The 23,940-nt window shown below is 73.6% G+C and carries 23 protein-coding genes; 5 read left to right on the forward strand and 18 right to left on the reverse strand.

From position 1 onward, the window contains the following. Nucleotides 1-487 precede the first annotated feature (487 nt). Entirely contained in the window at nt 488-1,453 is a 966-nt protein-coding gene (locus tag ACS04_RS25010; RefSeq protein ID WP_048479015.1) for a helix-turn-helix transcriptional regulator, read from the reverse strand. Between the two features lie 60 nt (nt 1,454-1,513). After that, nucleotides 1,514-2,311 carry a transglycosylase family protein gene (locus ACS04_RS40115; RefSeq protein ID WP_078865277.1) on the reverse strand — a complete coding sequence of 266 codons (798 nt, stop codon included), beginning with the start codon at nt 2,309-2,311 and terminating at the stop codon, nt 1,514-1,516. A 301-nt stretch (nt 2,312-2,612) separates the two neighbouring features. On the opposite strand from ACS04_RS40115, the gene ACS04_RS25020 reads away from it, so the two are divergent. After that, the gene (locus ACS04_RS25020; protein ID WP_048479016.1) at nt 2,613-3,410 is read left to right on the forward strand and encodes a hypothetical protein; all 798 of its coding nucleotides are present in this window, start codon (nt 2,613-2,615) and stop codon (nt 3,408-3,410) included. 217 nt (nt 3,411-3,627) lie between these two features. Further along, complete coding sequence (locus ACS04_RS25025; protein WP_245236535.1) at nt 3,628-4,032, forward strand: hypothetical protein; 405 nt, start codon at nt 3,628-3,630, stop codon at nt 4,030-4,032. 41 nt (nt 4,033-4,073) lie between these two features. On the opposite strand, the gene der is transcribed toward ACS04_RS25025, so the two are convergent. From der to ACS04_RS25045, 4 genes are all read right to left on the reverse strand, one after another. After that, entirely contained in the window at nt 4,074-5,534 is a 1,461-nt protein-coding gene (der, locus tag ACS04_RS25030; protein WP_048479018.1) for a ribosome biogenesis GTPase Der, read from the reverse strand. Nucleotides 5,535-5,609: 75 nt separating this feature from the next. Further along, entirely contained in the window at nt 5,610-6,197 is a 588-nt protein-coding gene (locus ACS04_RS25035; RefSeq protein WP_078865283.1) for a lysophospholipid acyltransferase family protein, read from the reverse strand. Between the two features lie 56 nt (nt 6,198-6,253). After that, nucleotides 6,254-6,952 (reverse strand): (d)CMP kinase, encoded by a 699-nt coding sequence (gene cmk / locus ACS04_RS25040; RefSeq protein ID WP_048479020.1) that lies wholly within the window; start codon nt 6,950-6,952, stop codon nt 6,254-6,256. Between the two features lie 160 nt (nt 6,953-7,112). Next, nucleotides 7,113-8,201, reverse strand: a complete 1,089-nt coding sequence (locus ACS04_RS25045) for a prephenate dehydrogenase (protein ID WP_048479021.1) — start codon at nt 8,199-8,201, stop codon at nt 7,113-7,115. 262 nt (nt 8,202-8,463) lie between these two features. On the opposite strand from ACS04_RS25045, the gene ACS04_RS25050 reads away from it, so the two are divergent. From ACS04_RS25050 to ACS04_RS25060, 3 genes are all read left to right on the forward strand, one after another. Then, nucleotides 8,464-8,805 (forward strand): DUF952 domain-containing protein, encoded by a 342-nt coding sequence (locus tag ACS04_RS25050; protein WP_048479022.1) that lies wholly within the window; start codon nt 8,464-8,466, stop codon nt 8,803-8,805. An 88-nt stretch (nt 8,806-8,893) separates the two neighbouring features. Then, the gene (locus ACS04_RS25055; protein ID WP_048479023.1) at nt 8,894-9,379 is read left to right on the forward strand and encodes a Rieske (2Fe-2S) protein; all 486 of its coding nucleotides are present in this window, start codon (nt 8,894-8,896) and stop codon (nt 9,377-9,379) included. A gap of 28 nt (nt 9,380-9,407) precedes the next feature. Further along, on the forward strand, nt 9,408-10,109 hold the full coding sequence (locus tag ACS04_RS25060) for a nucleotidyltransferase domain-containing protein (RefSeq protein WP_048479024.1): 702 nt from the start codon (nt 9,408-9,410) through the stop codon (nt 10,107-10,109). A gap of 133 nt (nt 10,110-10,242) precedes the next feature. Here ACS04_RS25060 and ACS04_RS25065 read toward each other — a convergent pair whose 3' ends face one another. The 12 genes from ACS04_RS25065 to ACS04_RS25120 all read right to left on the reverse strand — a co-directional run bounded on the left by ACS04_RS25065 (nt 10,243) and on the right by ACS04_RS25120 (nt 23,886). Next, nucleotides 10,243-11,265 (reverse strand): ADP-ribosylglycohydrolase family protein, encoded by a 1,023-nt coding sequence (locus tag ACS04_RS25065; RefSeq protein ID WP_048479025.1) that lies wholly within the window; start codon nt 11,263-11,265, stop codon nt 10,243-10,245. Then, a complete protein-coding gene (locus tag ACS04_RS25070) occupies nt 11,262-11,990 on the reverse strand; it encodes an NUDIX hydrolase (protein ID WP_048479026.1) in 729 nt (242 codons plus the stop codon). Before ACS04_RS25070 ends, ACS04_RS25065 begins: the two co-directional genes overlap by 4 nt. After that, on the reverse strand, nt 11,987-13,075 hold the full coding sequence (locus ACS04_RS25075) for an AAA family ATPase (RefSeq protein ID WP_048479027.1): 1,089 nt from the start codon (nt 13,073-13,075) through the stop codon (nt 11,987-11,989). Before ACS04_RS25075 ends, ACS04_RS25070 begins: the two co-directional genes overlap by 4 nt. After that, on the reverse strand, nt 13,072-13,668 hold the full coding sequence (gene pnuC, locus ACS04_RS25080; RefSeq protein WP_107438688.1) for a nicotinamide riboside transporter PnuC: 597 nt from the start codon (nt 13,666-13,668) through the stop codon (nt 13,072-13,074). The genes ACS04_RS25075 and pnuC overlap by 4 nt, the downstream gene beginning before the upstream one ends. 155 nt (nt 13,669-13,823) lie before the next feature. Next, nucleotides 13,824-15,224 (reverse strand): pseudouridine synthase, encoded by a 1,401-nt coding sequence (locus tag ACS04_RS25085; protein ID WP_048479028.1) that lies wholly within the window; start codon nt 15,222-15,224, stop codon nt 13,824-13,826. Further along, the gene (scpB, locus tag ACS04_RS25090; protein ID WP_048479029.1) at nt 15,224-15,844 is read right to left on the reverse strand and encodes an SMC-Scp complex subunit ScpB; all 621 of its coding nucleotides are present in this window, start codon (nt 15,842-15,844) and stop codon (nt 15,224-15,226) included. Before scpB ends, ACS04_RS25085 begins: the two co-directional genes overlap by 1 nt. Next, entirely contained in the window at nt 15,841-16,926 is a 1,086-nt protein-coding gene (locus tag ACS04_RS25095; protein ID WP_078865281.1) for a segregation and condensation protein A, read from the reverse strand. The genes scpB and ACS04_RS25095 overlap by 4 nt, the downstream gene beginning before the upstream one ends. 930 nt (nt 16,927-17,856) lie before the next feature. Continuing rightward, a complete protein-coding gene (locus tag ACS04_RS25100) occupies nt 17,857-18,354 on the reverse strand; it encodes a hypothetical protein (protein WP_048479030.1) in 498 nt (165 codons plus the stop codon). Further along, the gene (locus ACS04_RS25105; protein ID WP_229340921.1) at nt 18,339-19,376 is read right to left on the reverse strand and encodes a ParA family protein; all 1,038 of its coding nucleotides are present in this window, start codon (nt 19,374-19,376) and stop codon (nt 18,339-18,341) included. Before ACS04_RS25105 ends, ACS04_RS25100 begins: the two co-directional genes overlap by 16 nt. A gap of 459 nt (nt 19,377-19,835) precedes the next feature. Beyond that, on the reverse strand, nt 19,836-20,951 hold the full coding sequence (gene ald, locus ACS04_RS25110; protein WP_048479031.1) for an alanine dehydrogenase: 1,116 nt from the start codon (nt 20,949-20,951) through the stop codon (nt 19,836-19,838). Nucleotides 20,952-21,103: 152 nt separating this feature from the next. Next, nucleotides 21,104-23,200, reverse strand: a complete 2,097-nt coding sequence (locus tag ACS04_RS25115; protein ID WP_107438689.1) for a tetratricopeptide repeat protein — start codon at nt 23,198-23,200, stop codon at nt 21,104-21,106. A gap of 56 nt (nt 23,201-23,256) precedes the next feature. After that, on the reverse strand, nt 23,257-23,886 hold the full coding sequence (locus tag ACS04_RS25120; RefSeq protein ID WP_048479040.1) for an NUDIX domain-containing protein: 630 nt from the start codon (nt 23,884-23,886) through the stop codon (nt 23,257-23,259). Nucleotides 23,887-23,940 lie beyond the last annotated feature (54 nt).

Here is a 23,940-nt window from a genome sequence, read left to right on the forward strand (position 1 = left end):
CCGAGCGGACCCCGGTCACGCCGGTCGGCAGCCGCCGACCGGCCCACACCGAGCGGCCCCCGGCGGGCCGGGCCGCGGCCCGTCCGGCCACCGGCGCCTGACCCCCCGTACGGGGACGCCGCAGGCCGTACGCGAACACCGCGGGGCGGTACGCACCACCTCACCCCGCACCACCGAGGCGGACCGGGTCACCACCCGGCCCGCCTCGGCCATTTCGGTGATCCCCCTCGTGCGGCCGGCCGGAACGTCAGCTCGGCGCCCGGAGGTTCGTCCGTACCGGGTCACGCTTGGGTCACGGAATGTCGACAGTTCTTTGACGGGCCCCGCTTCATCCGCACCGCCGTGAAAGAAGCCCCGCGCCATTCTTTTTCCGGCCCGCGACATGCCGCGCGCACATCCCGTTCCGCATTCCCTCCGGGACCCCCCGAATTCATCCGGGGATTGTGGTGACGCTCCCGGCACGGCGGGTCAACCCCCCTCGGTTTCCTTACATCTTCTCCACGGCCCGCCCGAGAAGGTCACGGGCGGCTCTGATCCGGTCCGCCAGCTCCGGCGGCTCCACCACCTCGAACTCACAGCCGAGCAGCATCACGTGAATGACGAGGACGTCGAGGCTCACGGCGCCCGTCCGCAGCAGACAGCTCTCGGCGTCGAGCGGCTCCAGGGTCCCCTGGCTCGGCCCCACGATCGCGGCCGCCGCCTCCGCCGGCACCTTCAGCCGCAGCACCGCCCGGGCCGCGTACACGCCCTGCGACACTCCGCGCGACACGTACGCGGCGAGGTCCTCGGCGGGCCCGGGACGCGGACTGAACCGCGGCCCGTGCGGCGGTCTGGGCTCGATCCGGTCGGCGCGGAAGGTCCGCCAGTCCCCCCGGTCCAGATCCCAGGCGACCAGGTACCAGCGCCGCTCGGTGCAGACCAGCCGGTGCGGCTCCACCGCGCGGCGACTGACGCTGCCCGCGTGGTCCCGGTAGTCGAAGCGCAGCCGCTCGGCGTCCCGGCACGCGGAGGCGAGCTCGGTCAGCACGGAGGGGTCGACGGTGGCCCGCCCCGGCCCGCGCAGCATCGGCACGGTGAACTCGTTGAGCGCCGACACCCGCCGCCGCAGCCGCCCCGGCAGCACCTGCTCCAGCTTGGCGAGCGCCCTTACGGAGGCCTCGCCGATCCCCTCCACCCCGTTCCCGGCGGCCGTGCGCAGGCCCACCGCCACGGCGACGGCCTCGTCGTCGTCGAGCAGCAGCGGCGGCAGCTCGGCCCCGGCGCCCAGCTGGTAGCCGCCGCCGGTGCCCGGGCTGGCGTTCACCGGGTAGCCGAGCTCGCGCAGCCGGTCCACGTCGCGCCGCACCGTCCTCGGGGTCACCCCGAGGCGCTCCGCGAGGTCGGAGCCGGTCCAGTCGCGGTGGGCCTGCAACAGGGACAGCAGGCGCAGCAGTCGTGCGGAGGTCTCCAGCATGCCGAGCAGTCTGCCGGTCCCCCGGCCCCCGGCCGAATCGCCCGGGCGGGCCGGACCACGTCAGGGAGCGGGCGTGGCCGCGGGGGCCGGCGTACGGGCCTGCTTGCGCGCCGGGACCGGCTTCGGAACCGGCTTCGCTACGGGCTTCGGTGCGGGCTTCCGCGAAGGCACCGGGGCCGGCCCGGGCGCCGTGACCGGAGCGGGCGTCGTCACCGGAGCGGGGGTCGTCACCGGGACCCGCGCGGGAGGCGGCGGCGGGGCCGACGGCGGAAGGGCGAGCAGCGTGCCGACCACCAGCGCCTGGGGGTCCGGGCCGATCACCGTCCGGTTCGGCTCGTACAGGGCCTGCCAACCGCCCTTCACCCCGTACTTCCGGGCGATCTGCTCCAGCGTGTCCCCGGCCCGCACCGTGTGCATGCGCCCCGCGAGCCCGTACCGCTTCGAGCACACCGGCCACGCGTCCCACCCCTGGAAGCCCACCACGTCCTCGGCCACCCGGATCTGCTGCTCCCGGCTCGCCAGATCGGCCCGGGGCGCGAACACCAGCCCCCCGTACTCCTCCCACGTCGGCTGCCAGAACTGCAGGCCCCCGAAGAACCCGTTGCCGGTGTTGACGGCCCAGCGCCCGCTGCTCTCGCAGTCGGCCACGCAGTCCCAGGGCCACTGCCCGCCCGGCCCGCAGTCCCCCGGGCCGGTCCCGATGATCCCGGGCGAGCCGGGGTGGGCCGCCGCCGCGGGCCCGGGCGCGGGCGGCGGCGGGGCCGCGCCGGCTCCCGCCGGGAGTACGAGGACGAGAGCCAGCGCGGCAGCTGCGGCGGCGGCCGCCGGGGCGGCCCGCCGGATCCGGAGGTCGGGCATCGCGTCACGCTACGCAGCGCCGCCGCCCCCTCCCGGGCTTGCCACGCGGGCCGTCCCGCGGTCCACCCGGTCGGCGCAGCCGCCGCTCCCGCCGAAACGACCAGTACCGACCACCAACTGCACGCATACGTAAAAGAGTTGACACGAAAACAAAGCTCCGGTCCGACCGTTCACCCCTCCGGGGGCCAGGTTCGATTCCGTTCCCTCCAACGGCGTGACCCCGGCCGCCGCTGCGCCGTTGAGCCCGGCGAGCCGGGAACCGCCCGGCCGCCCCCGCTCGCCCAATCCGAGGAGCCAGCCCGTGCCCCGCATGCTCGACGTCAGTGATGAGGTACGTGCCGAGATCGGTGACGAAGAAGCCGAGAGGCTGCTCACCGGCGACGACGCACCGCGCAGCTACGACTGCACCTCCTGCCGCACCCCCGGGGACCCCGAGACCGACCGCACCAGCACGGTGCTGTTCGTCGGCGAGGAGACCGCCGTCCTCGCCTTCGCCCACGCCGGCTGCATCCCCTCCCAGGTGGTCAACGTCTCCGAGGAGCAGCTCCAGGGTGCCGTCCGCAGCATCACCGGCGACAGCCCGGCCGGCGGCGACGCACCGCAGAACGTGCCCGGCGGCCAGGCCGTCCTCGGCATCACCAGCGGCCTGGTCCTGATCGGCGGCGAGCTGCACCCCGCCCTCGTGGTCGAGCCGACCGCGCCGATCGCCCGCCCCGGCACCACCGGCCCCGGCGACGACTTCCTGCCGCTCCTCATCGAGCAGGGGTTCATCCCGGTCACCGACACCGCCGAACTCCCCTCCCCGCTGAGCGGCTGGTCCGTGCTGCTCGCCGCCGGCCAGCTGCACGCCGTGCTCCAGCCCGGCGCCGAGGGCGGCGGCCAGATCGCCTGGTGGCAGGCCCACCAGGCACTGTCGGTCACCGACGGCTGGCGCGCCGCCGTCAACAAGACCCAGCGCGTGCTCATCTACGCCGCCCCGGTCGGCTCCATCGGCCAGCAGCCCCGCGAGGACCTGCTCCGCGACGCGCTGGACAAGGCCGCCGCCGGCGGCAAGCTCGTGGCGGCCTCGATGCCGCTGGCGGGCACCGCGGGCGTCTGAGCCCCCTCCCCGGCAGGGGAGCCCGGAACGGCCGCGCCGCCCCTCGGCCAGGGGCGGCGCGGTATGCGCCGGGGGTACGCGGTCCATCCCGCGCACCCCCGGCGATCTGCGTTTTTCTGCTTCCCGCCCGCATCCGCAGGGCCCCGGGTTCGTTGGCTGATACGTGCATTCATACGACCCCTCCCGCGCCCCTGCCCACGCGAGCACCGTCTCCCCGATGCGCCCCGCCGTCTCGCACACCCCGATCTACGACGCGCTGTACTCGGAGTACCTGCGGGCCTTCCGGACCCTGCCGGGCGACCGTACGGGCGAGGAGGACCTCGGGTTCACGGCGTTCTCGTACGGGAGCTCGCACACGGGCGCCGTCGCCCCGTACGGAGGCGGCTCGTACGGGAGCGGCTGGAACGGTTCGGCATGGCAGACGGACCCGTGGCCGGCCGCGTACGCCCCCGCGCCGCCCGCGCCGCAGCCCTCGTACGCGTACGCCGGGTCCGCGACCGGCGGGGCCGGCGGCGGCGAGAACGCGGGCACCGGCCCCGGGTACGGCAACGGGCGGCAGCACCACACCGGGATGCACCACATCCCGGCGGCCCTGCCGCCCGCTCCGCGCCGGGGCTACTGACCCCGGACCGGTGAAGCCGCGCCGCCGCTCCTGCTCGGCGCCTACTTCTTCTTGTACTGCGCGCCGCGCTTCTCGCGCACCCGCACGGAGATGTGGATCGGCGTCCCCTCGAAGCCGAACTCCTCGCGCAGACGGCGCTCGATGAAGCGCCGGTAGCCGTGCTCCAGGAAGCCGGAGGCGAAGAGGACGAACCGCGGCGGCTTACTCCCCGCCTGGGTACCGAACAGGATGCGGGGCTGCTTGCCGCCGCGGATCGGGTGCGGGTGGGCCGCGACGACCTCGCCGAGGAAGGCGTTCAGCCGGCCGGTCGGGACGCGCGTCTCCCAGCCCGCGAGGGCCGTCTCGATCGCCGGGACCAGCTTCTCCATGTGGCGGCCGGTCAGCGCGGAGACGTTGACGCGCGGGGCCCAGGAGACCTGCTGCATCTCGGTCTCGATCTCGCGCTCGAGGTAGTAGCGGCGCTCCTCGTCGAGCTCGTCCCACTTGTTGTACGCGATCACGATCGCGCGCCCGGCGTCGACGGCCATCGTGATGATGCGCTGGTCCTGGACGCTGATCGTCTCGGTGGTGTCGATCAGGATGACCGCGACCTCCGCCTTCTCGACGGCGGCGGCCGTGCGCAGGGAGGCGTAGTAGTCGGCGCCCTGCTGGAGGTGCACCTTCTTGCGGATGCCCGCGGTGTCCACGAACTTCCAGGTGACGCCGCCGAGCTCGATCAGCTCGTCGACCGGGTCGCGGGTGGTGCCGGCCAGCTCGTTGACGACGACGCGGTCCTCCTTCGCGACCTTGTTGAGCAGCGAGGACTTGCCGACGTTGGGACGGCCGATGAGCGCGATGCGCCGGGGGCCGCCCACCGGGGCGCCGCCGAAGCTCTGCTCGGGCGCCTCGGGCAGCGCCTCCAGGACGGCGTCGAGCATGTCGCCCGTACCGCGGCCGTGCAGGGAGGAGACGGGGTGCGGCTGGCCGAGGCCCAGGGACCACAGGGAGGCCGCGTCGGACTCGCCGCTCTGGCCGTCGACCTTGTTCGCGCACAGGACGACGGGCTTGCCGGCGCGGCGCAGCAGCTTGACGACGGCCTCGTCGCTGTCGGTGGCGCCGACCTTGGCGTCGACGACGAAGACGACCGCGTCGGCGGTCTCGATGGCGTACTCGGCCTGGGCGGCGACGGCGGCGTCGATGCCGAGGACGTCCTGCTCCCAGCCGCCGGTGTCGACGACCTTGAACCGGCGGCCGGCCCACTCGGCCTCGTACGTGACGCGGTCGCGGGTGACGCCCGGCTTGTCCTCGACGACCGCCTCACGGCGGCCGATGATGCGGTTCACCAGGGTCGACTTGCCGACGTTCGGGCGGCCGACGACGGCGAGCACGGGCAGCGGCCCATGGCCGGCCTCCGCGATCGCGCCCTCGACGTCGTCCGCGTCGAAGCCTTCCTCTGCGGCGAGCTCCATGAACTCCGCGTACTCGGCATCGCCGAGCGCTCCGTGGTCGTGCTGGTCGTTCATGAAGTCCGTTCCTCGTCGTTCGTGGTGATCGGTGGTGCCCGCGCAGCGCGGGACCACTACTGGGTCAAGTCTCGCTCAGCGCCCGGTGAGGCGCTTGGCGTCGGACAGGTGGGCGGTCAGCCTGCTCTGGATGCGCAGGGTGGCCTCGTCCAGGGCGGTACGGGTGCGGCGGCCGGTGCCGTCGCCCGCGTCGAACGCCGATCCGAAGACGACGTCGACCCGGCTCTTGAAGGGCGGCAGTCCGCGGACCAGTCGCCCTTGGCGCTCGGTGCTGCCGAGCACGGCCACGGGCACGACGGGCGCGCCGCTGCGGACCGCGAAGTACGCGAGGCCGGCGCGCAGCGAGGCGAAGTCACCCTCGCCGCGGGTGCCCTCGGGGAAGATCCCCAGGGCTCCGCCGCCTTCGAGCACCGCGAGCGCCTTGCTGATGGCGCCCCGGTCCGTGCCCGTACGGTCGACCTTGACCTGGCCGATCCCGTCCAGGAACGGGCCGAGCGGGCCGACGTACGCCTCCTTCTTGATGAGGAAGTGCAGCGGTCGCGGGGCGGTGCCCATGACCATCGGTCCGTCGATGTTGTGCGCGTGGTTCACGGCAAGGATGACAGGCCCCGAGGCGGGGACGCGCCAGGCGCCCAGTACGCGCGGCTTCCACAGCCCGTACATGAGGCCGATGCCGATCCGCCGGCCGAGCGCCGCACCCTTGAGGGAGGGCGTAGCGCTCACTGGCGCCCCGCCCGCTTCTCTTCCACGAGCGTGACGACGCACTCGATGACCTGGTCGAGCGTGAGCTCGGTGGTGTCGACCTCCACGGCGTCGCCGGCCTTGGCCAGCGGGGAGGTCTTGCGGCCGGAGTCGGCGGCGTCGCGCTTGATCAGGGCGTCCTTGGTGGCCGCGAGGTCCGTGGCCTCCTTGCCGCGCAGCTCCCCGCTGCGGCGCGCGGCGCGGGCCTCGGGGGACGCGGTCAGGAAGATCTTGAGGTCGGCGTCGGGCAGGACGGTGGTGCCGATGTCCCGTCCCTCGACGACGATCCCGCCCTCCGCCGAGGCGGCGATGGAGCGCTGGAGCTCGGTGATCAGGGTGCGCACCTCGGGGACGGCGCTGACGGCGCTGACCTTGGAGGTGACCTCCTGGGTGCGGATGGGGACGGAGGCGTCCAGGCCGTCGACCGTGATGGTCGGCGCGGCCGGGTCCGTCCCGGAGACGATGCCGGGCTTGCCGGCCGCCACGGCGATCGCGTGCGGGTCGTCGGTGTCGATCCCGTTGGTGATCATCCACCAGGTGATGGCCCGGTACTGGGCACCGGTGTCCAGGTAGCGCAGCCCGAGCTTGGCGGCCACGGCCTTGGAGGTGCTGGACTTGCCCGTGCCGGAGGGACCGTCGATGGCGACGATCACGGCGGACGGAGCTGCGGTTTCCACGGTGCGGGCACCTTCCTGGTTGCGCGTACGTGTCCGGGCGCGCCAAAGCGCCCCTCTCCAAGGTTACCGGCCCCGGGCGCGGGCGCCGTCCAGTACCGGGGAGTACCGCGGCGAGGGGGCGCCCGGCCGCTCGCGGGGCTGCTGCCGGCGCAGTGCGGGGCTACTGCCGGCGCAGGGCCCAGCCGCGTTCGCGCAGCTCCGCGGTGAGGGAGGCGGCGGACCTCGGGTCGACCATGAGCTGGACCAGACCGGCCTGCTGGCCCGTGGCGTGCTCGATGCGCACGTCCTCGATGTTGACCCCGGCCCGCCCGGCGTCGGCGAAGATCCGCGCGAGCTGGCCCGGCTGGTCGCTGATCAGCACGGCGACCGTCTCGTACGCGATGGGCGCCGCGCCGTGCTTGCCCGGTACCCGGACCCGGCCCGCGTTGCCCCGCTTCAGGACGTCCTCGATGCCGGCGGCGCCGCCGCGCCGCTTCTCGACGTCGGCGGACTGGAGACCGCGCAGCGCGTCGACCGTGGCCTCCAGGTCGGAGGCGATCCCGGCGAGGACGTCGGCCACCGGGCCCGGGTTCGCCGAGAGGATCTCCACCCACATCCGCGGATCGGAGGCGGCGATCCGCGTCACGTCCCGGATCCCCTGCCCGCACAGCCGCACCGCCGTCTCGTCGGCCTCCTCCAGGCGGGCGGCGACCATGCTGGAGACGAGCTGCGGGGTGTGCGAGACCAGTGCGACCGCCCGGTCGTGCGCGTCGGCGTCCATGACCACCGGCACGGCCTTGCACAGGGCGACGAGTTCGAGCGCCAGGTTGAGCACCTCGTGGTCGGTGTCGCGGGTCGGGGTGAGCACCCAGGGCCGGCCCTCGAAGAGGTCGGCCGTGGCGGCGAGCGGGCCCGAGCGCTCCTTGCCGGCCATCGGGTGGGTCCCGATGTAGGCCGTGACGTCCACGCCGAGGGCCGTGAGCTCCCGGCGGGGACCGCCCTTGACGCTGGCCACGTCCACATATGCCCGGGCCGCCCCGCGGCCGATCGCCTCGGCCAGCGTCGCGGCCACGTGGGCCGGCGGTACGGCCACGATCGCGAGGTCGACCTGCCCCTCGGGGGCCTCGTCGGTGCCGGCGCCGAGGGAGGCGGCCGTACGGGCCTGGGCGGGGTCGTGGTCGGCGAGGTGGACGGTGATCCCGCGGGCGGTCAGGGCGAGCGCCGCGGAGGTGCCGATCAGTCCGGTTCCGATCACGACGGCGGTTCTCACGGGGACGCTCCAGGGATGGGGGTGGCGAAGGGCTGGTCACGGGGTAACGGCAAGTCAGGCCCAGAGTAGCCAGCGATCACGGCCCGCGGACCCGGCGGCCCGTCATGTGGGACGGCGGCCGGACCCTCGGCGGTGGCGGGGGGCCAGGGGGTGCCCGTCCATGGCCTTCGAGGGGGTTCAGGACGTGGACGATGTCACCTGATCCACCCCATTCCACCATCTGGTGCCATCGTGGGGAGGCCGCTGGGGTAGAACGATCGGCATGATCTTCCACATCGTGCCGCTCGCCGACTGGACCGCCGCGCCCGGGCTCCCGTACGCCCCCGCCTCCCTCGACTCCGAGGGCTTCGTGCACTGTTCGGCGGACCGCCCGACCGTGCTCGCCATCGCGGACGCGCACTACCGCGACGTACCGGGTCCGCTGCTGGCCGTCGAGCTCGACGAGCGGGCCCTGACCTCGGAAGTCCGCCGCGAGGGTGAATCCGGCGGCCGCTACCCGCACGTCCACGGCCCGCTGGACCGGGCGGCCGTGGTCCGCCTCTGGGAGGTCGTGCGTACGCCGGGCTCCCCGGCACGGCTCGTCCCGTGGGAGCAGGGCTCCTGAGCCGGGCGGCGCGGGGGCTTCTCCTGGGGCCCGGAAGGCGCCAGGATGCTGCTCGCCATCCCGGAGCGACCCGATCGAGGAGCACACCATGAGCGACCCCACGCCGACGGCCCGCCGGACGGTACTGGCGGCAGGAGCGGCCGTCGCGCTGGCCGGCGGCACGCTCACCGCGTGCGGCGGCGGCGAGGAGAAGAACCCGAAGAGCGAGCCGGGCAGTCCCTCCACCGCCCAGGCCGCCGCCCCGTCCTCCCCCTCCTCTCCCGCCTCTCCCTCGTCGGGAACGGGCAAGGCGCTCCTCAAGTCCTCCGCGGTACCGGTGGGCGGCGGCACGGTCCTCAAGGACGAGAAGCTGGTGGTCACCCAGCCCACGGCCGGGTCCTTCCGCTGCTTCACGGCGGTGTGCACGCACCAGGGCTGCCTCGTGAACAAGGTGGACGCCGGCACCATCGACTGCCCCTGCCACGGCAGCAAGTTCCAGATCACCGACGGCGCGGTGGCCCACGGCCCGGCGACCCGCCCGCTGGCGGAGAAGCAGATCACGGTGGCCCCGGACGGGAATATCTCGCTCGCCTAGCCCGGCCGCCCCGGCCTAGGCTCCGGGAATGAACGAGCCGACCGCGCCCCCGGAAGCCCTCGCCCTCGTACGCGACCACACGATCTACGCGTGCGTGATGGGCTCCCGGGCGTTCGGCCTGGCGACGGAGGCGAGCGACACCGACCGGCGCGGCGTCTACCTCGCCCCGACCCCGCTCTTCTGGCGCTTCGAGAAGCCGCCCACGCACGTGGAGGGTCCGCGGGAGGAGGAGTTCTCCTGGGAGCTGGAGCGCTTCTGCGAACTCGCCCTGCGCGCCAACCCGAACATCCTGGAGTGCCTGCACTCCCCGCTGGTGGAACGGCTGACCCCGCAGGGCGAGGAACTCCTCTCCCTGCGGGAGGCCTTCCTGTCCCGCCAGGCGCACACCACCTTCAGCCGCTACGCGCTCTCCCAGCACGCCAAACTCCTCGCGGACGTCCGCGTGGACGGGGCCCCGCGCTGGAAGCACGCCATGCACCTGCTGCGGCTGCTCCTGTCCTGCCGCGACCTCCTGCGCACGGGCCGCCTGACCATCGACGCCACCGGGCACCGCGACCGCCTCCTGGCGGTCAGGCGCGGCGAACTGACGTGGCCGCAGGTGGACGCCTGGATGACCCGCCTCCAGGAGGAGTCGGAGCAGGCCCTGGCCACCACTCCCCTCCCCCCGGAACCGGACCGGGCCCGCGTGGAGGACTTCCTCCTGCGCACTCGCCGCGCCTCAGCCGCGTAGTCCCGCCGCCGGACGACGCGTCAAGGGCGTCGTCCGGGGACCCGCGCCCGGGAGGGGCGGAGCCCGCCCGGGCCGCCTCCAGCGCCGCGCGCAGCGCCTCGAAGTCCTGGCGTACGCGGCCCGGGGCCGGGCGTCACACGTCCCAGAGGGCGCCGAAGGCCAGGAGTTCGTCGCGGTACTCGATGCGGGCCTCCCAGTCGCGGGGCCAGGCGTCCGCACCGAGGTGGGCGCCGGCGAAGGCGCCGGCCAGGCAGGCGATCGAGTCCGAGTCGCCCTTCGTGCAGGCCGCGCGGCGCAGGGCGGTCAGGGGGGCGTTCGGAAAGAGCAGGAAGCACTGGAGCGCCGTGGCCAGGGCCTCCTCCGCGATCCAGCCGTCGCCGGTCGTCAGGCACGGGTCCGTCTCCGGGGAGGGGGTCCGCAGGGCCTTGGTCAGGCGGTCCAGGGCCCCCAGGCACTCGTCCCAGCCCCGGGCCATGAAGGACTCCGGCGACGCGTCCGACGCCGTGCGCATCCAGAGGTCGCCCAGCCAGCGCTCGTGGTAGCGGGTGCGCTGGTGCAGGGCGTACGAGCGCAGCTGCCCGACCAGGCCGGTCACCTCGGCGCCCTGCGCGAGGAGGTACACCGCCCGCGCCGTCAGGTCGGAGGCGGCGAGGGCCGTCGGGTGGCCGTGGGTGAGGGCCGACTGGAGCTGGGCCGCGCCGGCGCGTTCCTCCTCCGTCCAACCCGGCACGAGGCCCACCGGGACCACGCGCATGTTCGCCCCGCAGCCCTTCGAACCGAGCTGGCTGGCGTCCCGCCAGTCCCGGTCCGGTGCGTCGAGGAGGTGGCAGGCCTTCAGGCAGGTGTTGCCCGGGGCCCTGTTGTTCTCCGGGGAGTGGTACCAGCCGACGAACTCCTCCCGGACCGGGCGGGTCAGGCGCAGCGGGCCCACCCGCCCGCGCTCCGCCGCCGTCCGTATGCCGCGGGCCAGGGCCAGCGTCATCTGGGTGTCGTCGGTGACGATGGCCGGGCTCGGCAGGCGCATCTCCCGCCACGGGCCCGTCTTCGCCAGGATCGACGGGACGTCGTTGAACTCGGTCGGAAAACCCAGGGCGTCGCCCAGGGCCAGGCCGACGAGGGCCCCCGTCGCCGCCCGCTTCTTCGGATCCAGGGTCATTTCGGGTGTCCTTCCGTGGGGCGGAGCAGGGGCGGGTGCAGGGCGGTCGCCGGCCCCGCCCGGTAGAGCGCGGCCGGTTTGCCGCGGCCCCCGGTCAGGCGGGCCGCGCCCGGCACGGCCTCGACGAAGCCCGGCGTGGCCAGCACCTTGCGGCGGAAGTTGGGCCGGTCCAGGGCGGTGCCCCAGACGGTCTCGTAGACGGACCGGAGTTCCCCGAGGGTGAATTCGGGCGGGCAGAATCCCGTGGCCAGGCAGGTGTACTCCAGTTTCGCGCCGACCCGGGACCGGGCGTCCCCCAGGATCAGCGCATGGTCGAAGGCCAGGCCGGCCGCCTCCCCCACCGGCACCCAGCGCGCCTGATCGGCGTCCCCGCCGCCCCCCGCCGCGGGCTCGGGCAGGTCCGGGACCAGGGCGGTGAAGGCGACCGAGACCACCCGCATCCGCGGATCGCGGTCCGGCTCGCTGTACGTGCGCAGTTGCTCCAGGTGCAGCCCCGCGACCACCGCCTCCGGCAGGCCCGTCTCCTCGGCCAGTTCCCGGCGGGCCGCGGTCTCCGCCGACTCCCGCGGGAGCAGGAAGCCGCCGGGGAGGGCCCAGGCGCCTTCGTACGGCTCCTGCCCGCGCCGGATCAGCAGCACGTGCAGCGCCCCGCCGCGGACCGTGAACACCGCCAGGTCGACCGTCACCGCGAAGGGTTCGTAGGCGTACCGGTCGTACCCCTTCACCGGTGCTCCGGCAGCGGGTCCGCGAACTGCCAGCCGTCGGCGAGCAGTGCGTCGACGGCCTCGACGGCCTGTGCCAGCCGCGCCTCGCGGTCGCCGCGCACAGTCAGGAAACGCCTGCCGGTGCGGGTGAGTTCCGCGCGGAAGCGTTCCGTCATCCACGGCCTCAGGTGCTCGCCGTCACGCAGACCGTCGTCCTCGAACGGCACGTCCGCGTGGTCCGTCAGCAGGTAGAGGTCCCGGCGCGTCAGCGCGGCGATCCTCTCGACCTCCTCGCTGCGGCCGCCGGTGTACCGCTCGTGCCAGACGCCCGTCGCGAAGGAGTCGGTGTCGCAGATCAGCACCGGCGAACCCGCCCGCGCCGCCCGCTCCTCCTCGGCGTCCTGGCGCCGGGCGATCACCGGGAACTCCGCCGAGGTGAACGTCACGTCCTCCCAGGTGGCCGCCGGGTCCGCCGCGCGGGCCGCCGCCAGCTTCTCCTCGCTGTAGGCGCGCCCGTACTCCGCGACCCAGCCCGTCGCGGCCCAGACCCCACCGCGCGCCCGGTAGTGCGCCGCGAGCGCCCGCGACAGGGTCGTCGTACCGGTCGACTCGGCGCCGAGCACGACGATCCGCCGGGTCAGGGCCGCCCGCACGCCCGGCCCCAGGAACTCCCAGTTCCCGGCCGGGTCCGCCCGTACCGCCGTTCCCGAGACGGGAAAGCGGGCGCGTTCCGGGTCCACGCAGACCTCCTCGGCCCCGAACCGGCGTGCGAGCTCCGCCCCGTACGCCTCCGACGTGAACACGGCGTCGACGCGCTGCGGCACCGCGCCCCGGAAGACCGCCATGTGGGCCTCCCAGACCGCCGGGTCCTGCAGGTCGACCGGGATGTCGTCGACCGCGCCGACGACCTGCGCCCCCGGGTGCGCCTCGCGCATCCACGCCACCCGGTCGGCGAGCGGCACCGACTCCACCGAGGCCGCGCACACCAGCACGGTCAGCCGCTCGCACTGCTCCTGGGCGGTGCGCACGAGGTGGTGGTGCCCGGCGTGGGGCGGGTAGAACTTGCCGAGGACCAGGCCGTGGGCGTGGCGCTGCGCGCCGCTCACGCCGTCGCCTCCGCCGCCGTACGGGCGCCGCGCGCGGGCAGCGTACGCCGCCAGCCGAGCAGGCCGACCACGCAGAGCGCGAGGAAGCCGGCGTACAGGACCGAGGTCAGGTAGAGCCCCTTGTACGCGTAGAGCGGGATGTAGACGAGGTCGGCGGCGATCCACAGCCACCAGGACTCGACGAGCTTGCGGCACTGGCCGTACGTGGCCATCAGCGAGAGCCCGGTGGTCAGCGCGTCCCAGAACGGGACGGTGGAGTCGGAGGCCCGGCCCAGCAGCAGCGTGAGCCCGAGCACCCCCACCGCCCCCGCCGCGGCCAGCGCGGCCCATTCGGTGCGCGTGGTGCGGCGCACCGGCAGGGCCTCGGCGGTTCCTGGTCCACCCCCGTGGGTCCAGGACCACCAGCCGTACGCGGCGAGGGCGATGAAGACGATCTGGAGCCCGGCGTCGGCGTAGAGGCCGGACTGGGCGAAGAGCACGATGAAGAAGACGTTGTTCGCGATGCCGATGGGCCAGTTCGCGACGTGCTGCCGGGCGACGAGCCAGACGCACAGGGCTCCGGTGGCGAAGCCCAGGATTTCGGTCCAGCTCATGACGGCCGACCCCCCTCGTTCTTTAATAGTCACCCTGACTATAAACAGGGGGCGGTTCCGTGACAAGGGAAAAGCCCGCAGCGCCACGGGGGCACTGCGGGCTTCTGGCCTCCGGCTTCTCCCAGCCGGTGGGCGACGGTTGCGGACCGAGGGGGTTACAGACCGACCTCGCGCATGAGCATGCCGACCTCGGTGTTGGTCAGGCGGCGCAGCCAGCCGGACTTCTGGTCGCCCAGCTCGATGGGACCGAAGGAGGTCCGGACGAGCTTGTCGACGGGGAAGCCCGCCTCGGACAGCATGCGGCGGACGATGTGCTTGCGGCCCTCGTGGAGGGTCACCTCGACCATGTAGTTCTTGCCGACCTGGTCCAGCACGCGGAAGTTGTCGGCGCGCGCCCAGCCGTCCTCCAGCTCGATGCCGTCCTTGAGGCGCTTGCCGATGTCGCGCGGCAGCGAGCCGGTGATGGCGGCCACGTACGTCTTCTTCACGCCGTACTTCGGGTGCGTGAGGCGGTGGGCCAGCTCACCGTGGTTGGTGAGCAGGATGATGCCCTCGGTCTCGGTGTCGAGCCGGCCGACGTGGAAGAGACGCGTCTCACGGTTGGTGACGTAGTCGCCGAGGCACTGGCGGCCGTCCGGGTCCTCCATGGTGGAGACGACGCCGGCGGGCTTGTTCAGCGCGAAGAACAGGTACGACTGGGTGGCGACCGTCAGGCCGTCGACCTTGATCTCGTCCTTCGGCTGGACGCGCTTGCCCTGCTCCAGCACGATCTCGCCGTTGACCTCGACGCGGGCCTGCTCGATGAGCTCCTCGCACGCGCGGCGCGAGCCCATGCCGGCCCGGGCGAGCACCTTCTGCAGGCGCTCGCCTTCCTCCTCGGCACCCGGGAAGGTCTTCGGGGTCTTGATCACCGGCTTGTCGGCGTACCGGTCGCGCACGCGCTCCTCGATCCGCGCGTCCAGCTCGCGGGGGCGGGACTGGCCGCTGCGGCTGCCGGGGCCGCGGCGCGGGCCGCCGGCCCCGCCGATGCCGGGGGTCCTGGAGGTGCGGGGGCCGCCCTTGGCACCGCCGCGCGCGGAGTCGCCGCGGGCGCCGCCGCCGCGGGTGCCGTCGGCCGCGCCGCGGGCACCGCCGCCGCCGGCCTTGGCGCCGCCGCGGCCGTTGCGCTCACCCTCGGGGCCCACGTCGTAGCGACGCTCCTCGGGGCGGGGGTTGCGGATGCGGGGCGCGGGCTCGCGGTCACGGTCGGAGCCGCCGCCCTGGTAGCCACCGCCCGAGCTGCCGCCACGGGAGCCACCCTGGTAGCCACCGCCCGAGCTGCCGCCACGGGAGCCACCCTGGTAGCCACCGCCGGAGCTGCCACCGCGGGAGCCACCCTGGTAGCCACCGCCGGAGCTGCCACCGCGGGAGCCACCCTGGTAGCCACCGCCGGAGCTGCCACCGCGGGAGCCGCCTCCGCCGCCGCTGGAGCTGCCGCCGCGGGAGTTACCACGCCCGCCGCCGCCACCGCCGCCGCTGTTCCTGTTGCCACCGTTGCCGTTGCCGCTGCTTCGCATCAAAGTTCCGTCGTCTTGTCGTCTTCATCGGTATCCGGAGCATCCGGATCGAACGACGGAACACCCTCTTGCGTATCGGCTTCGATCGCGTCCGCCTCGGGGAGGAAGGGCGCGAGCTCCGGGAGCTCGTCCAGGCCGCGCAGGCCCATCCGCTCCAGAAAGTAGTTCGTCGTCCTGTACAGGATCGCACCTGTTTCGGGTTCCGTGCCCGCCTCGGCCACCAGACCGCGCTGGAGCAGGGTCCTCATGACCCCGTCACAGTTGACTCCGCGGACCGCCGAGACCCGCGAACGGCTCACCGGCTGGCGGTACGCGACCACCGCCAGGGTCTCCAGCGCCGCCTGGGTCAGCCGGGCCTGCTGGCCGTCCAGTACGAAGCGCTCGACGGCGGCCGCGTACTCGGGCCGGGTGTAGAACCGCCAGCCGCCGGCGACGAGCCGCAGCTCGAAGCCGCGCTCCTGGACGGTGTACTCGTCCGCCAGCTCGCGCAGGGCGTCCGCGACCTCCCGCGGGGCGCGGTCCAGCACCTTGGCGAGGTGCGCCTCGGTCGCCGGCTCGTCCACGACCATGAGGACGGCCTCCAGGGCGGGCTTCAGCGCGAGCCCGGCCACATCGCTCATTCCTTGACCTCCACGATCCGGTCGAACTCGTCGGTGACGGTCGGCATGCCGTCACCGTCCCCTCCGCTCCAGCGGACGGTCAGCGTCCGCAAGGCCTCCTCCTGGTCGAGGACCACCGCCTTCTCGCGGTAGAGCTCCAGCAGGGCCAGGAAGCGCGCGACGACGGTGAGGGTGTCGCCGGCGTCCTCGGTGAGCTCCTGGAAGGTGGCCTCGCCGCGGGTCTTGAGGAGCGCGACCACGAGCGCGGCCTGCTCGCGCACGCTGACGAGCGGGGCGTGGATGTGGTCGACGTACACCTCGGGCTTGGCCCTGGGCTGCATGGCCTTGACCGCGAGGCGGGCGAAGCCCTCGGCGCCGATGCTGATGACCACCTCGGGCAGGAGCTCGGCGTGGTGGTCCTCCAAGCCGACGGTGCGCGGGTAGCGGCGGCCCTCGCTCTCGGCCCGCCGCTCGAAGATCTCGGCGATCTGTTTGTACGCGCGGTACTGGAGCAGCCGGGCGAAGAGCAGGTCGCGGGCCTCCAGGAGGGCGAGGTCGGCCTCGTCCTCGACCTCGGCGGCGGGCAGCAGCCGGGCCGCCTTGAGGTCGAGCAGGGTCGCGGCGACCACGAGGAACTCGGTGGTCTGGTCGAGGTCCCAGTCGGGCCCCATGGCGCGGATGTGCGCCATGAACTCGTCGGTGACCTTGGAGAGGGCGACCTCGGTGACGTCGAGTTTGTGCCGGGAGATCAGCTGGAGCAGCAGGTCGAAGGGCCCCTCGAAGTTGGCCAGCCGCAGCGTGAACCGCCCGCCGGCCTCGCCGGAACCCCCCTCCACCGCGTCGTCGGCCGCAAGAGCCTCGGGCGGCGCCTCCACGGTTTCCCGGCCGGCCTCGGCCCCCACCGGGTCCTCCGGGGCGGGCGCTGGGGCCTCAGCGGGCGCGTCAGCGGCCACGGGGGGCCGATCGGGGTCCTCGCCCGGTCCGCCCGCCGCGGGCCCTTGAGGGCGCACGTGAGCGTCTCGGGGCTCGGTCTCGGCCCGGGTACCGGGCCCGCGACCGAGACTGCGACGGGCGGGGCGGCCGGGATCGGCGGGAGGGGGCATCGGGGTCCAAGGCGGTACGGAGGCGGTGTCGGTAGGCCGGAGCCAGCCCCAAGGCTGCCACGCCCCCCGCGCTTCCCTCCCCCGGACCCGCCCGGGGAAGGAAGCGCGGGGCGGGGGGGCGGGTCGGGCGGTGCCGGGGGGCGGCGGTCGCCGGGGCGGAGCCGGGACGCCGACCGGCGGGGACGGGAGGGGGAGCCGCCGGGGCGGAACCGGGACGCGACTGGCGGAGACGGATCGGCAGCCGGCCGGGGCGGCCGGGATGTCGACCGGCAGGGACGGACCGGCAGCCGCCGGGGGAGGGTTCTAAGGCAACCGGAGAGGCGGGGGCAGGAGACGCGGGAGCGGGAGCGGATAATCCTCGCCGGGGGTGCGGTCAAGGCAGGCCCGATGGCCCGCCCTCCGCCTCTTCCGACCGCTCGTCACGGGCCCTCCTGCCGCCTGTGCCACCGGTCACCACGGGCAGGAGGGTCCCCGTCAGGTCGGCATCAGCCACCGTCACAACGGCGGCCCGCCCCGGAAACGACATGCAGGGCGGGCACACGGGACGAAATGACGCACCAGGCGTCGTAAGGCGCGGGAAAACAACCCGCAGTCCGCATCCGGCGCCAGGCCCGGCAGGCAGGGGCGGCTTCGGGCCTGCCCGCGGGGCCCTGCCCCGCACTCCAACCGACGCCGCCCCACCGCAACCACCGCCATCGACACCACCCCGCAGCACCCACCGCCCGAACGGTCACCGCGCCAGTCGACCAGACGGTCAGACGACCGGGCGACCGGGTGACCGGCAGTCAAGGGACCAGGCGACCGGGCGACCGGCAATCCGGGGACCAAGCGCCCGGGCGGCACGCGACCGGGCAGCAGGCAATCCGGCGACAGGCGGTCAGGCACCCCGCCGACAGGCCACAGGCCCCCCAGCAGCCGCCGGTCGGCCCCTCAGCGCCCGCGGAGTCTGCGGACCAGAATGCTCGCGTCGCCGCGGGATTCCAGGTCCGCGAGCACGACCGCCACCGCCTCGCGGACGATGCGGCCGCGGTCCACGGCCAGGCCGTGCTCGCCGCGCAGCACCAGCCGCGCGTGCTCCAGGTCCATGAGCTCCTCGGCGGAGACGTAGACCGTGATCTTCTCGTCGTGCCGTTCGCGCCCGCTGGGCCGGCGGTTCGCCCCGCGGCCCTGGCCCTGGCCCTTGCCCCGCCGGGGCTCCGGGCTGACAGAACCTTCCTGCGGGCGCCGGGGTGCGACCACCGACTCCGGGCCGGCCGCCGCGGCCTCCCGGCTGCGGCCCTCGCCCGCCGCGCCCTCGGGGGACGCCGCCGCATGCTCCCCGGCGGTCGACTCCTCCGGGCCGCGCCTCGGCGAGGACGCCTGGAGCGCCATCCCACCGGTCGTACGGAACAGTTCGTCGGCTCCGGGCAGACTCACTCGGCGTGACACCGGGCGAGCACCTCCCTGGCCAGCTGGCGGTAGGCGGCGGCACCGACGGAGTTGGAGGCGTACGTGGTGATGGGCTCGCCGGCGACCGTGGTCTCCGGGAAGCGCACCGTACGGCCGATGACCGTGTGGTAGACGTGGTCGTCGAAGGCCTCGACGACGCGCGCCAGCACCTCGCGGCTGTGCACCGTGCGGGAGTCGTACATCGTGGCGAGGATGCCGTCGAGCTCCAGCTCCGGGTTGAGCCGCTCCTGCACCTTCTCGATGGTCTCGGTCAGCAGTGCCACGCCGCGCAGCGCGAAGAACTCGCACTCCAGCGGCACGATGACCTTGTGAGCCGCCGTCAGGGCGTTCACGGTCAGCAGGCCGAGCGAGGGCTGACAGTCGATCACGATGTAGTCGTAGTCGGCCATCAGCGGCTTCAGCGCCCGCTGCAGCGTCGACTCTCTCGCGACCTCGCTGACCAACTGCACTTCGGCGGCCGACAGGTCGATGTTGCTCGGCAGCAGGTCCATGTTCGGGACCGCGGTCTTGAGCAGCACCTCGTCGGCCGACATGCCCCGCTCCATGAGCAGGTTGTAGACCGTCAGGTCGAGTTCCATCGGGTTCACGCCGAGGCCCACGGACAGCGCGCCCTGCGGGTCGAAGTCGACGAGCAGCACGCGGCGCCCGTACTCGGCCAGCGCGGCGCCCAGGTTGATGGTGGACGTGGTCTTGCCCACGCCGCCCTTCTGGTTGCACATCGCGATGATCTTCGCCGGACCGTGGTCGGTCAGCGGGCCCGGGATCGGGAAGTACGGCAGCGGCCGTCCGGTCGGGCCGATCCGCTCCCGGCGCTGACGGGCAGCGTCGGGGGCGAGGGTGGCCGCGTACTCGGGGTCGGGCTCGTACTCCGCGTCCGGGTCGTAGAAATGCCCTTCGGGCACGTTTTCGTAGTCGGCGAAACCCACGGGCTTTTCGCCGCTCAGGTCGCCGGCCCTGGAGTTCACGTCTAGGCCGTCCATGCTCTTTTGGGGCGTCGTCATGTGCTGGTGGTTTGCGAAGGTGCGGACCGCGACGGAGCCGACCGCTTCGAGCCCGCCGGATCCTTGGCCCCGGTCTGGCGTCCCCGCTCGACCACCTCCGGGAGCAAATGTCGACTCATTCACAAGTCGTCTTACCTCCTCGGACGTGACCAGGACACTTATCGATAGGTCAGCGTGGCACCATGCCGACGGTTGGCGACTCTATGGCGTGTCACCACTCAGCGGCAACACAATCCGCCGGACCGGCAACGATGTGTCGGCAAGCGAACACCACTCTGTCAAGGGCGTCCGGGCTGTCGCCGGGAAGTTTCGCAGGTGTGCGAAAGGGTTAAAGGGTTACGTTCGAGGCGAGTTGAGCCGCGCCCGCGCGCACCCCGCATACGCCTCCGGCCGGACCTTGGGGGCAAGGTCCGGCCGGATACGTGAGATTGACGTCAGTCGTTGACGGGGTCTGACCGATCAGCCGAGCAGCGTGCTCAGCTCAAGGGTGGGCAGGCCGTGCGCCTCGGCGACCGGACCGTAAACGACCTGGCCGTCATGGGTGTTGAGGCCCAGCGCGAGCGCGGGGTCACGGCGCAGCGCCTCGGCCCAGCCGAGGTTCGCGAGCTGCACGATGTAGGGCAGCGTGGCGTTGGTCAGCGCGTAGGTGGAGGTGTTCGGCACCGCGCCCGGCATGTTGGCGACGCAGTAGAAGACCGAGTTGTGGACCTGGAAGGTCGGCTCGGCGTGGGTGGTCGGACGGGAGTCCTCGAAGCAGCCGCCCTGGTCGATCGCAATGTCGACAAGGACACTTCCGGGCTTCATCTTGGCGACGAGCTCGTTGGTGACCAGCTTCGGGGCCTTCGCACCCGGGATCAGCACGGCGCCGATGACGAGGTCGGCCTCGACGACGGCCTTCTCCAGCTCGTAGGCGTTGGAGACGATCGTCTTGATCTTCGTGCCGAAGATCTTGTCGGCCTCGCGGAGCTTGTTGATGTCGCGGTCGAGCAGGGTCACGTGGAAGCCCATGCCGATGGCGATCTGGGCCGCGTTCCAGCCGGAGACGCCACCGCCGATGACCACGCACTCGCCGGCGTGGGTGCCGGGGACACCGCCGGGCAGCACGCCGCGGCCGCCGGCCGAGCGCATCAGGTGGTAGGCGCCGACCTGCGGGGCCAGGCGGCCCGCGACCTCGGACATCGGGGCGAGCAGCGGGAGCGCGCGGTTCGCGAGCTCGACCGTCTCGTACGCGATGGCGGTGGTGCCGGACTGCAGGAGGGCGTCCGTGCACTCGCGGGAGGCCGCGAGGTGCAGGTACGTGAAGAGGGTCTGGTCCTTGCGGAGGCGGTGGTACTCCTCGGCGATGGGTTCCTTGACCTTCAGCAGCAGGTCGGCGGTGGCCCAGACCTCGTCCGCCGTACCGAGGATCTCGGCGCCGGCCGAGACGTACTCGGCGTCCGTGATCGAGGAGCCGATACCGGCGTTCTGCTCGACGAAGACCTGGTGGCCACCTCGGACCAGCTCATGCACGCCGGCGGGCGTGATGGCGACCCGGAACTCGTTGTTCTTGACCTCGCGGGGGATGCCGACCTTCATCGTCGATCACGGTCCTTGGCTCAGGGGATTTTTCGGGGCACTTCCATACATACCCGCCCACAAGAACGCGCAACGGGATGCACCACGGGATGTCGTGGTGAAGCCAGTCTAATGAAGGACGACGCGCTGTCTAGCCTTGCAAACCAATAATCTCAGTCGGAACCACTACGGATTTCGCAGGCTGCGGGGTCATCTCCCAGCAATCTGTCGGCTGCGGACCGGTGCAGCCTGGCAGCCGCGGGGTCTCCCAGCCGGTCCAGGGTGTCGGCGAGGCGCACCTGGAGCGCGGCCTGAAGCCGCAGGTCTGCGGCCCGGCGCGCGAGCTCCACCGCCTCGCGGCAGGTGTGCAGCGATTCCTCCGGCCTTCCGGCGTACTCCTGGATGCGCGCCATCTCGCTCAACGCCTTTGCCTGGCCCGGCACATCGGCCAGTTTCCGGTACCCGGCGGCGGCCGCCCGCCAGCTGCGCAGGGCGTCCCCGTAGCGGCCCGCGTACGTGTGCACGTTGCCGAGCCGTCCGTACAGCCGGGCCTCGTCCGCCCGCTCCCCGCGCGCGAGGGCCTGGGACAGGGCCCGGCCGAACCAGTCGGCGGCCCGGTGCCAGTCCGCCAGCTCCTGGTAGGCACCGCCTACGGATTCCATCGCGCGGCCCGTCGCGTACGGGTCGTTCGCCGCCCGTCCCGCGTCCAGCGCGGCCCGGTAGCGCTCCAGCGCCTCCTGGGTGCGGCCGGTCTCGGCGTCCAGGTCCGCCAGGTTCAGCAGGGCCGCGGCCTGCTCCCGGTGCAGATCGCGCCGGACCGCCACGTCCAGGACCAGGCGGTGCAGCCCGTACAGCTCGGGGGCGGCGGCCGCGGTGCCGCGGTGCGCGGCGAGGGCCCGTACGAGGGCCGCGACCAGTCGGCGGGCCAGGGTGTCCAGCCCGCCGTCGGCCACGGCGAGGGTGGCGGCCGCGGAGAGCGCGGGGAGCCGGGTGTCGAGCCAGGTGGCGGCGGCGCGCCGGTCGGGGAAGCGCAGGGCGCGCGGCAGCCCCTCCAGCCGCTCCCGTGCCTCCGTCCCCGCAGCCCCGGCCATCCCGGCCGCCCCTGCGGTCCCGTCCGCCCCGGGGTCGTCGGGCTCGGCCATGACCCGGCAGGAGTGCAGCAGGCGTACGGTGCGCTCCAGCATCCGGGCCCGGGCCAGCTCCACCTCACCGGCCCGCTCCTTGGATTCCAGCAGGGCCCGGAGCAGCGGTACGAGGCAGCCGGGGAGCTGGAAGAGCCCGTCGCTGGCATGGCGCAGGAGGCCCAGCCCGGCGAAGTCGTCCAAGGTGGCCTGGGCGGCGGCCACGGAGCAGCCGGCGAGGGCGGAGGCGGTGTGCGAGTCGACGATCCCGGCGGGGGCCAGGGGCAGCAAGCGGAGGGTGCGCTGGGCGGGCTGCGGGAGGGACTCGTAGACGAGGCGGAAGCCGCGGCCGAGCGGTCCGCCGGCGCCGGCCGGCATGTCGTGCAGCTGCTTGGCCACGTCGGAGACGGCGGCCTTGGGGTGCGCGGCGAGCCAGCCGCCGACCAGGGCCAGAGCGGCGGGCTGGCCCCCGCAGGCCTCGGCGAGGTCCTCGGCGGCGCGGGGGTCGACGGTGATCCGGGTGTCCCCGATCCGCTGGACCAGCATCTGGACCCCGGAGGGGGTGTCGAGCCCGCCGAGGGTGCAGGGGCGGACATCCGGAATCCCGGTGAGCGGCCCCTCGGCGGTGATGACGACGAGGCATTCGGGGGTGTCCGGCAGCAGGGCGTCGACCTGGTACGGGTCGGCGGCGTCGTCGACGAGCAGGATCGCCCTGCGGTGGGCGAGGGCCGCGCGCAGGGCGGAGCTGAGCTCGTCCTCGGCGGCGCCGGGGGGCGTGGGCTCCCCGAGCCCCTCCAGCAGGGTCCGGATCGCCCGCTCGGTCGTGACGGCCTGGCCGCCGGGCGAGGTGAGGCGGGTGCGCAGGACCCCGTCGGGGTAGTCCTCGCCGACCTCGCGGACGAAGGCCTCGGCCAGGGCGGTGCGCCCCGACCCGGGCCGCCCGGCGATGAGGAGCACGCGCGCCCTGGGGGACTTGGCCTTGCGTCCCGAGAGGGTGTCGAGCCCGGTCCGTGCGATGTCCTCGCGCAGCTCCTTGAGCTCACGCCGCCGCCCGACGAAATCCGTCACGGATCCGCTCCTCTCCCTGCCTTCGGGTTGCGAGCGTAGTTCACGCAGAGCGACGACCCGTGTGGAGCGCGGCGGACACATCGCCCAATCGGATCAGCGGATCGTCACACCACGCTCCCGGGGACCGGCCCGCGCGGTCAGACCTCGTACGGGCGGGCCGGCCACGGGGCCTGGGCCGGGCGCAGCGCGTCCAGGCCGCCGGGGGAGGCGAGGGCCGCGGACAGCGCGAGGGCGCCGGTCACCAGGCCCGGGTTGCCGAGGCGGCCCTCCAGGATCCCGCTGACCAGGTCCGCGAGGGGGACGCGGGCGACCTCCATGTCCGCCTCCTCCTCCGACACCGCGTACCGCTCCCCCTCCGCCTCGGAGAGCCCGCGCGCGAGGAAGATCCGGATCGCCTCGTCGGAGCCGCCGGGGGACGCGAAGAAGTCCACGAGCACCCGCCAGTCCTCCGCCTTGACGTGCGCCTCCTCGTACAGCTCCCGCTGGGCCGCGTGCAGGGGGTTCTCACCGGGTACGTCGAGCAGACCGGCCGGGAGCTCCCAGAGCTTGTGCCGTACGGGGTGGCGGTACTGGCGCAGCACGAGCACGCCGCCTTCCTCGTCGAGCGCAAGCACGCACACCGACCCCGGGTGCACCTGGTAGTCCCGGCGCACCACGGATCCGTCCGGCATGCTCACCTGTTCCGAGCGGACCGCCGTCTTCGCGCCCTCGAAGGGGGTCCGTGAGGCGATGACCTCCCACGTCTCCCCGCTGTCTGCGATGCCCATGGCCATGACCCGTACCCCGTACCTTCCGAAAGCGAGACAGAAAAAGCGACAGAA

The sequence above is a fragment of the Streptomyces roseus genome (assembly GCF_001044425.1).
Classification (GTDB): domain Bacteria; phylum Actinomycetota; class Actinomycetes; order Streptomycetales; family Streptomycetaceae; genus Streptomyces; species Streptomyces roseus.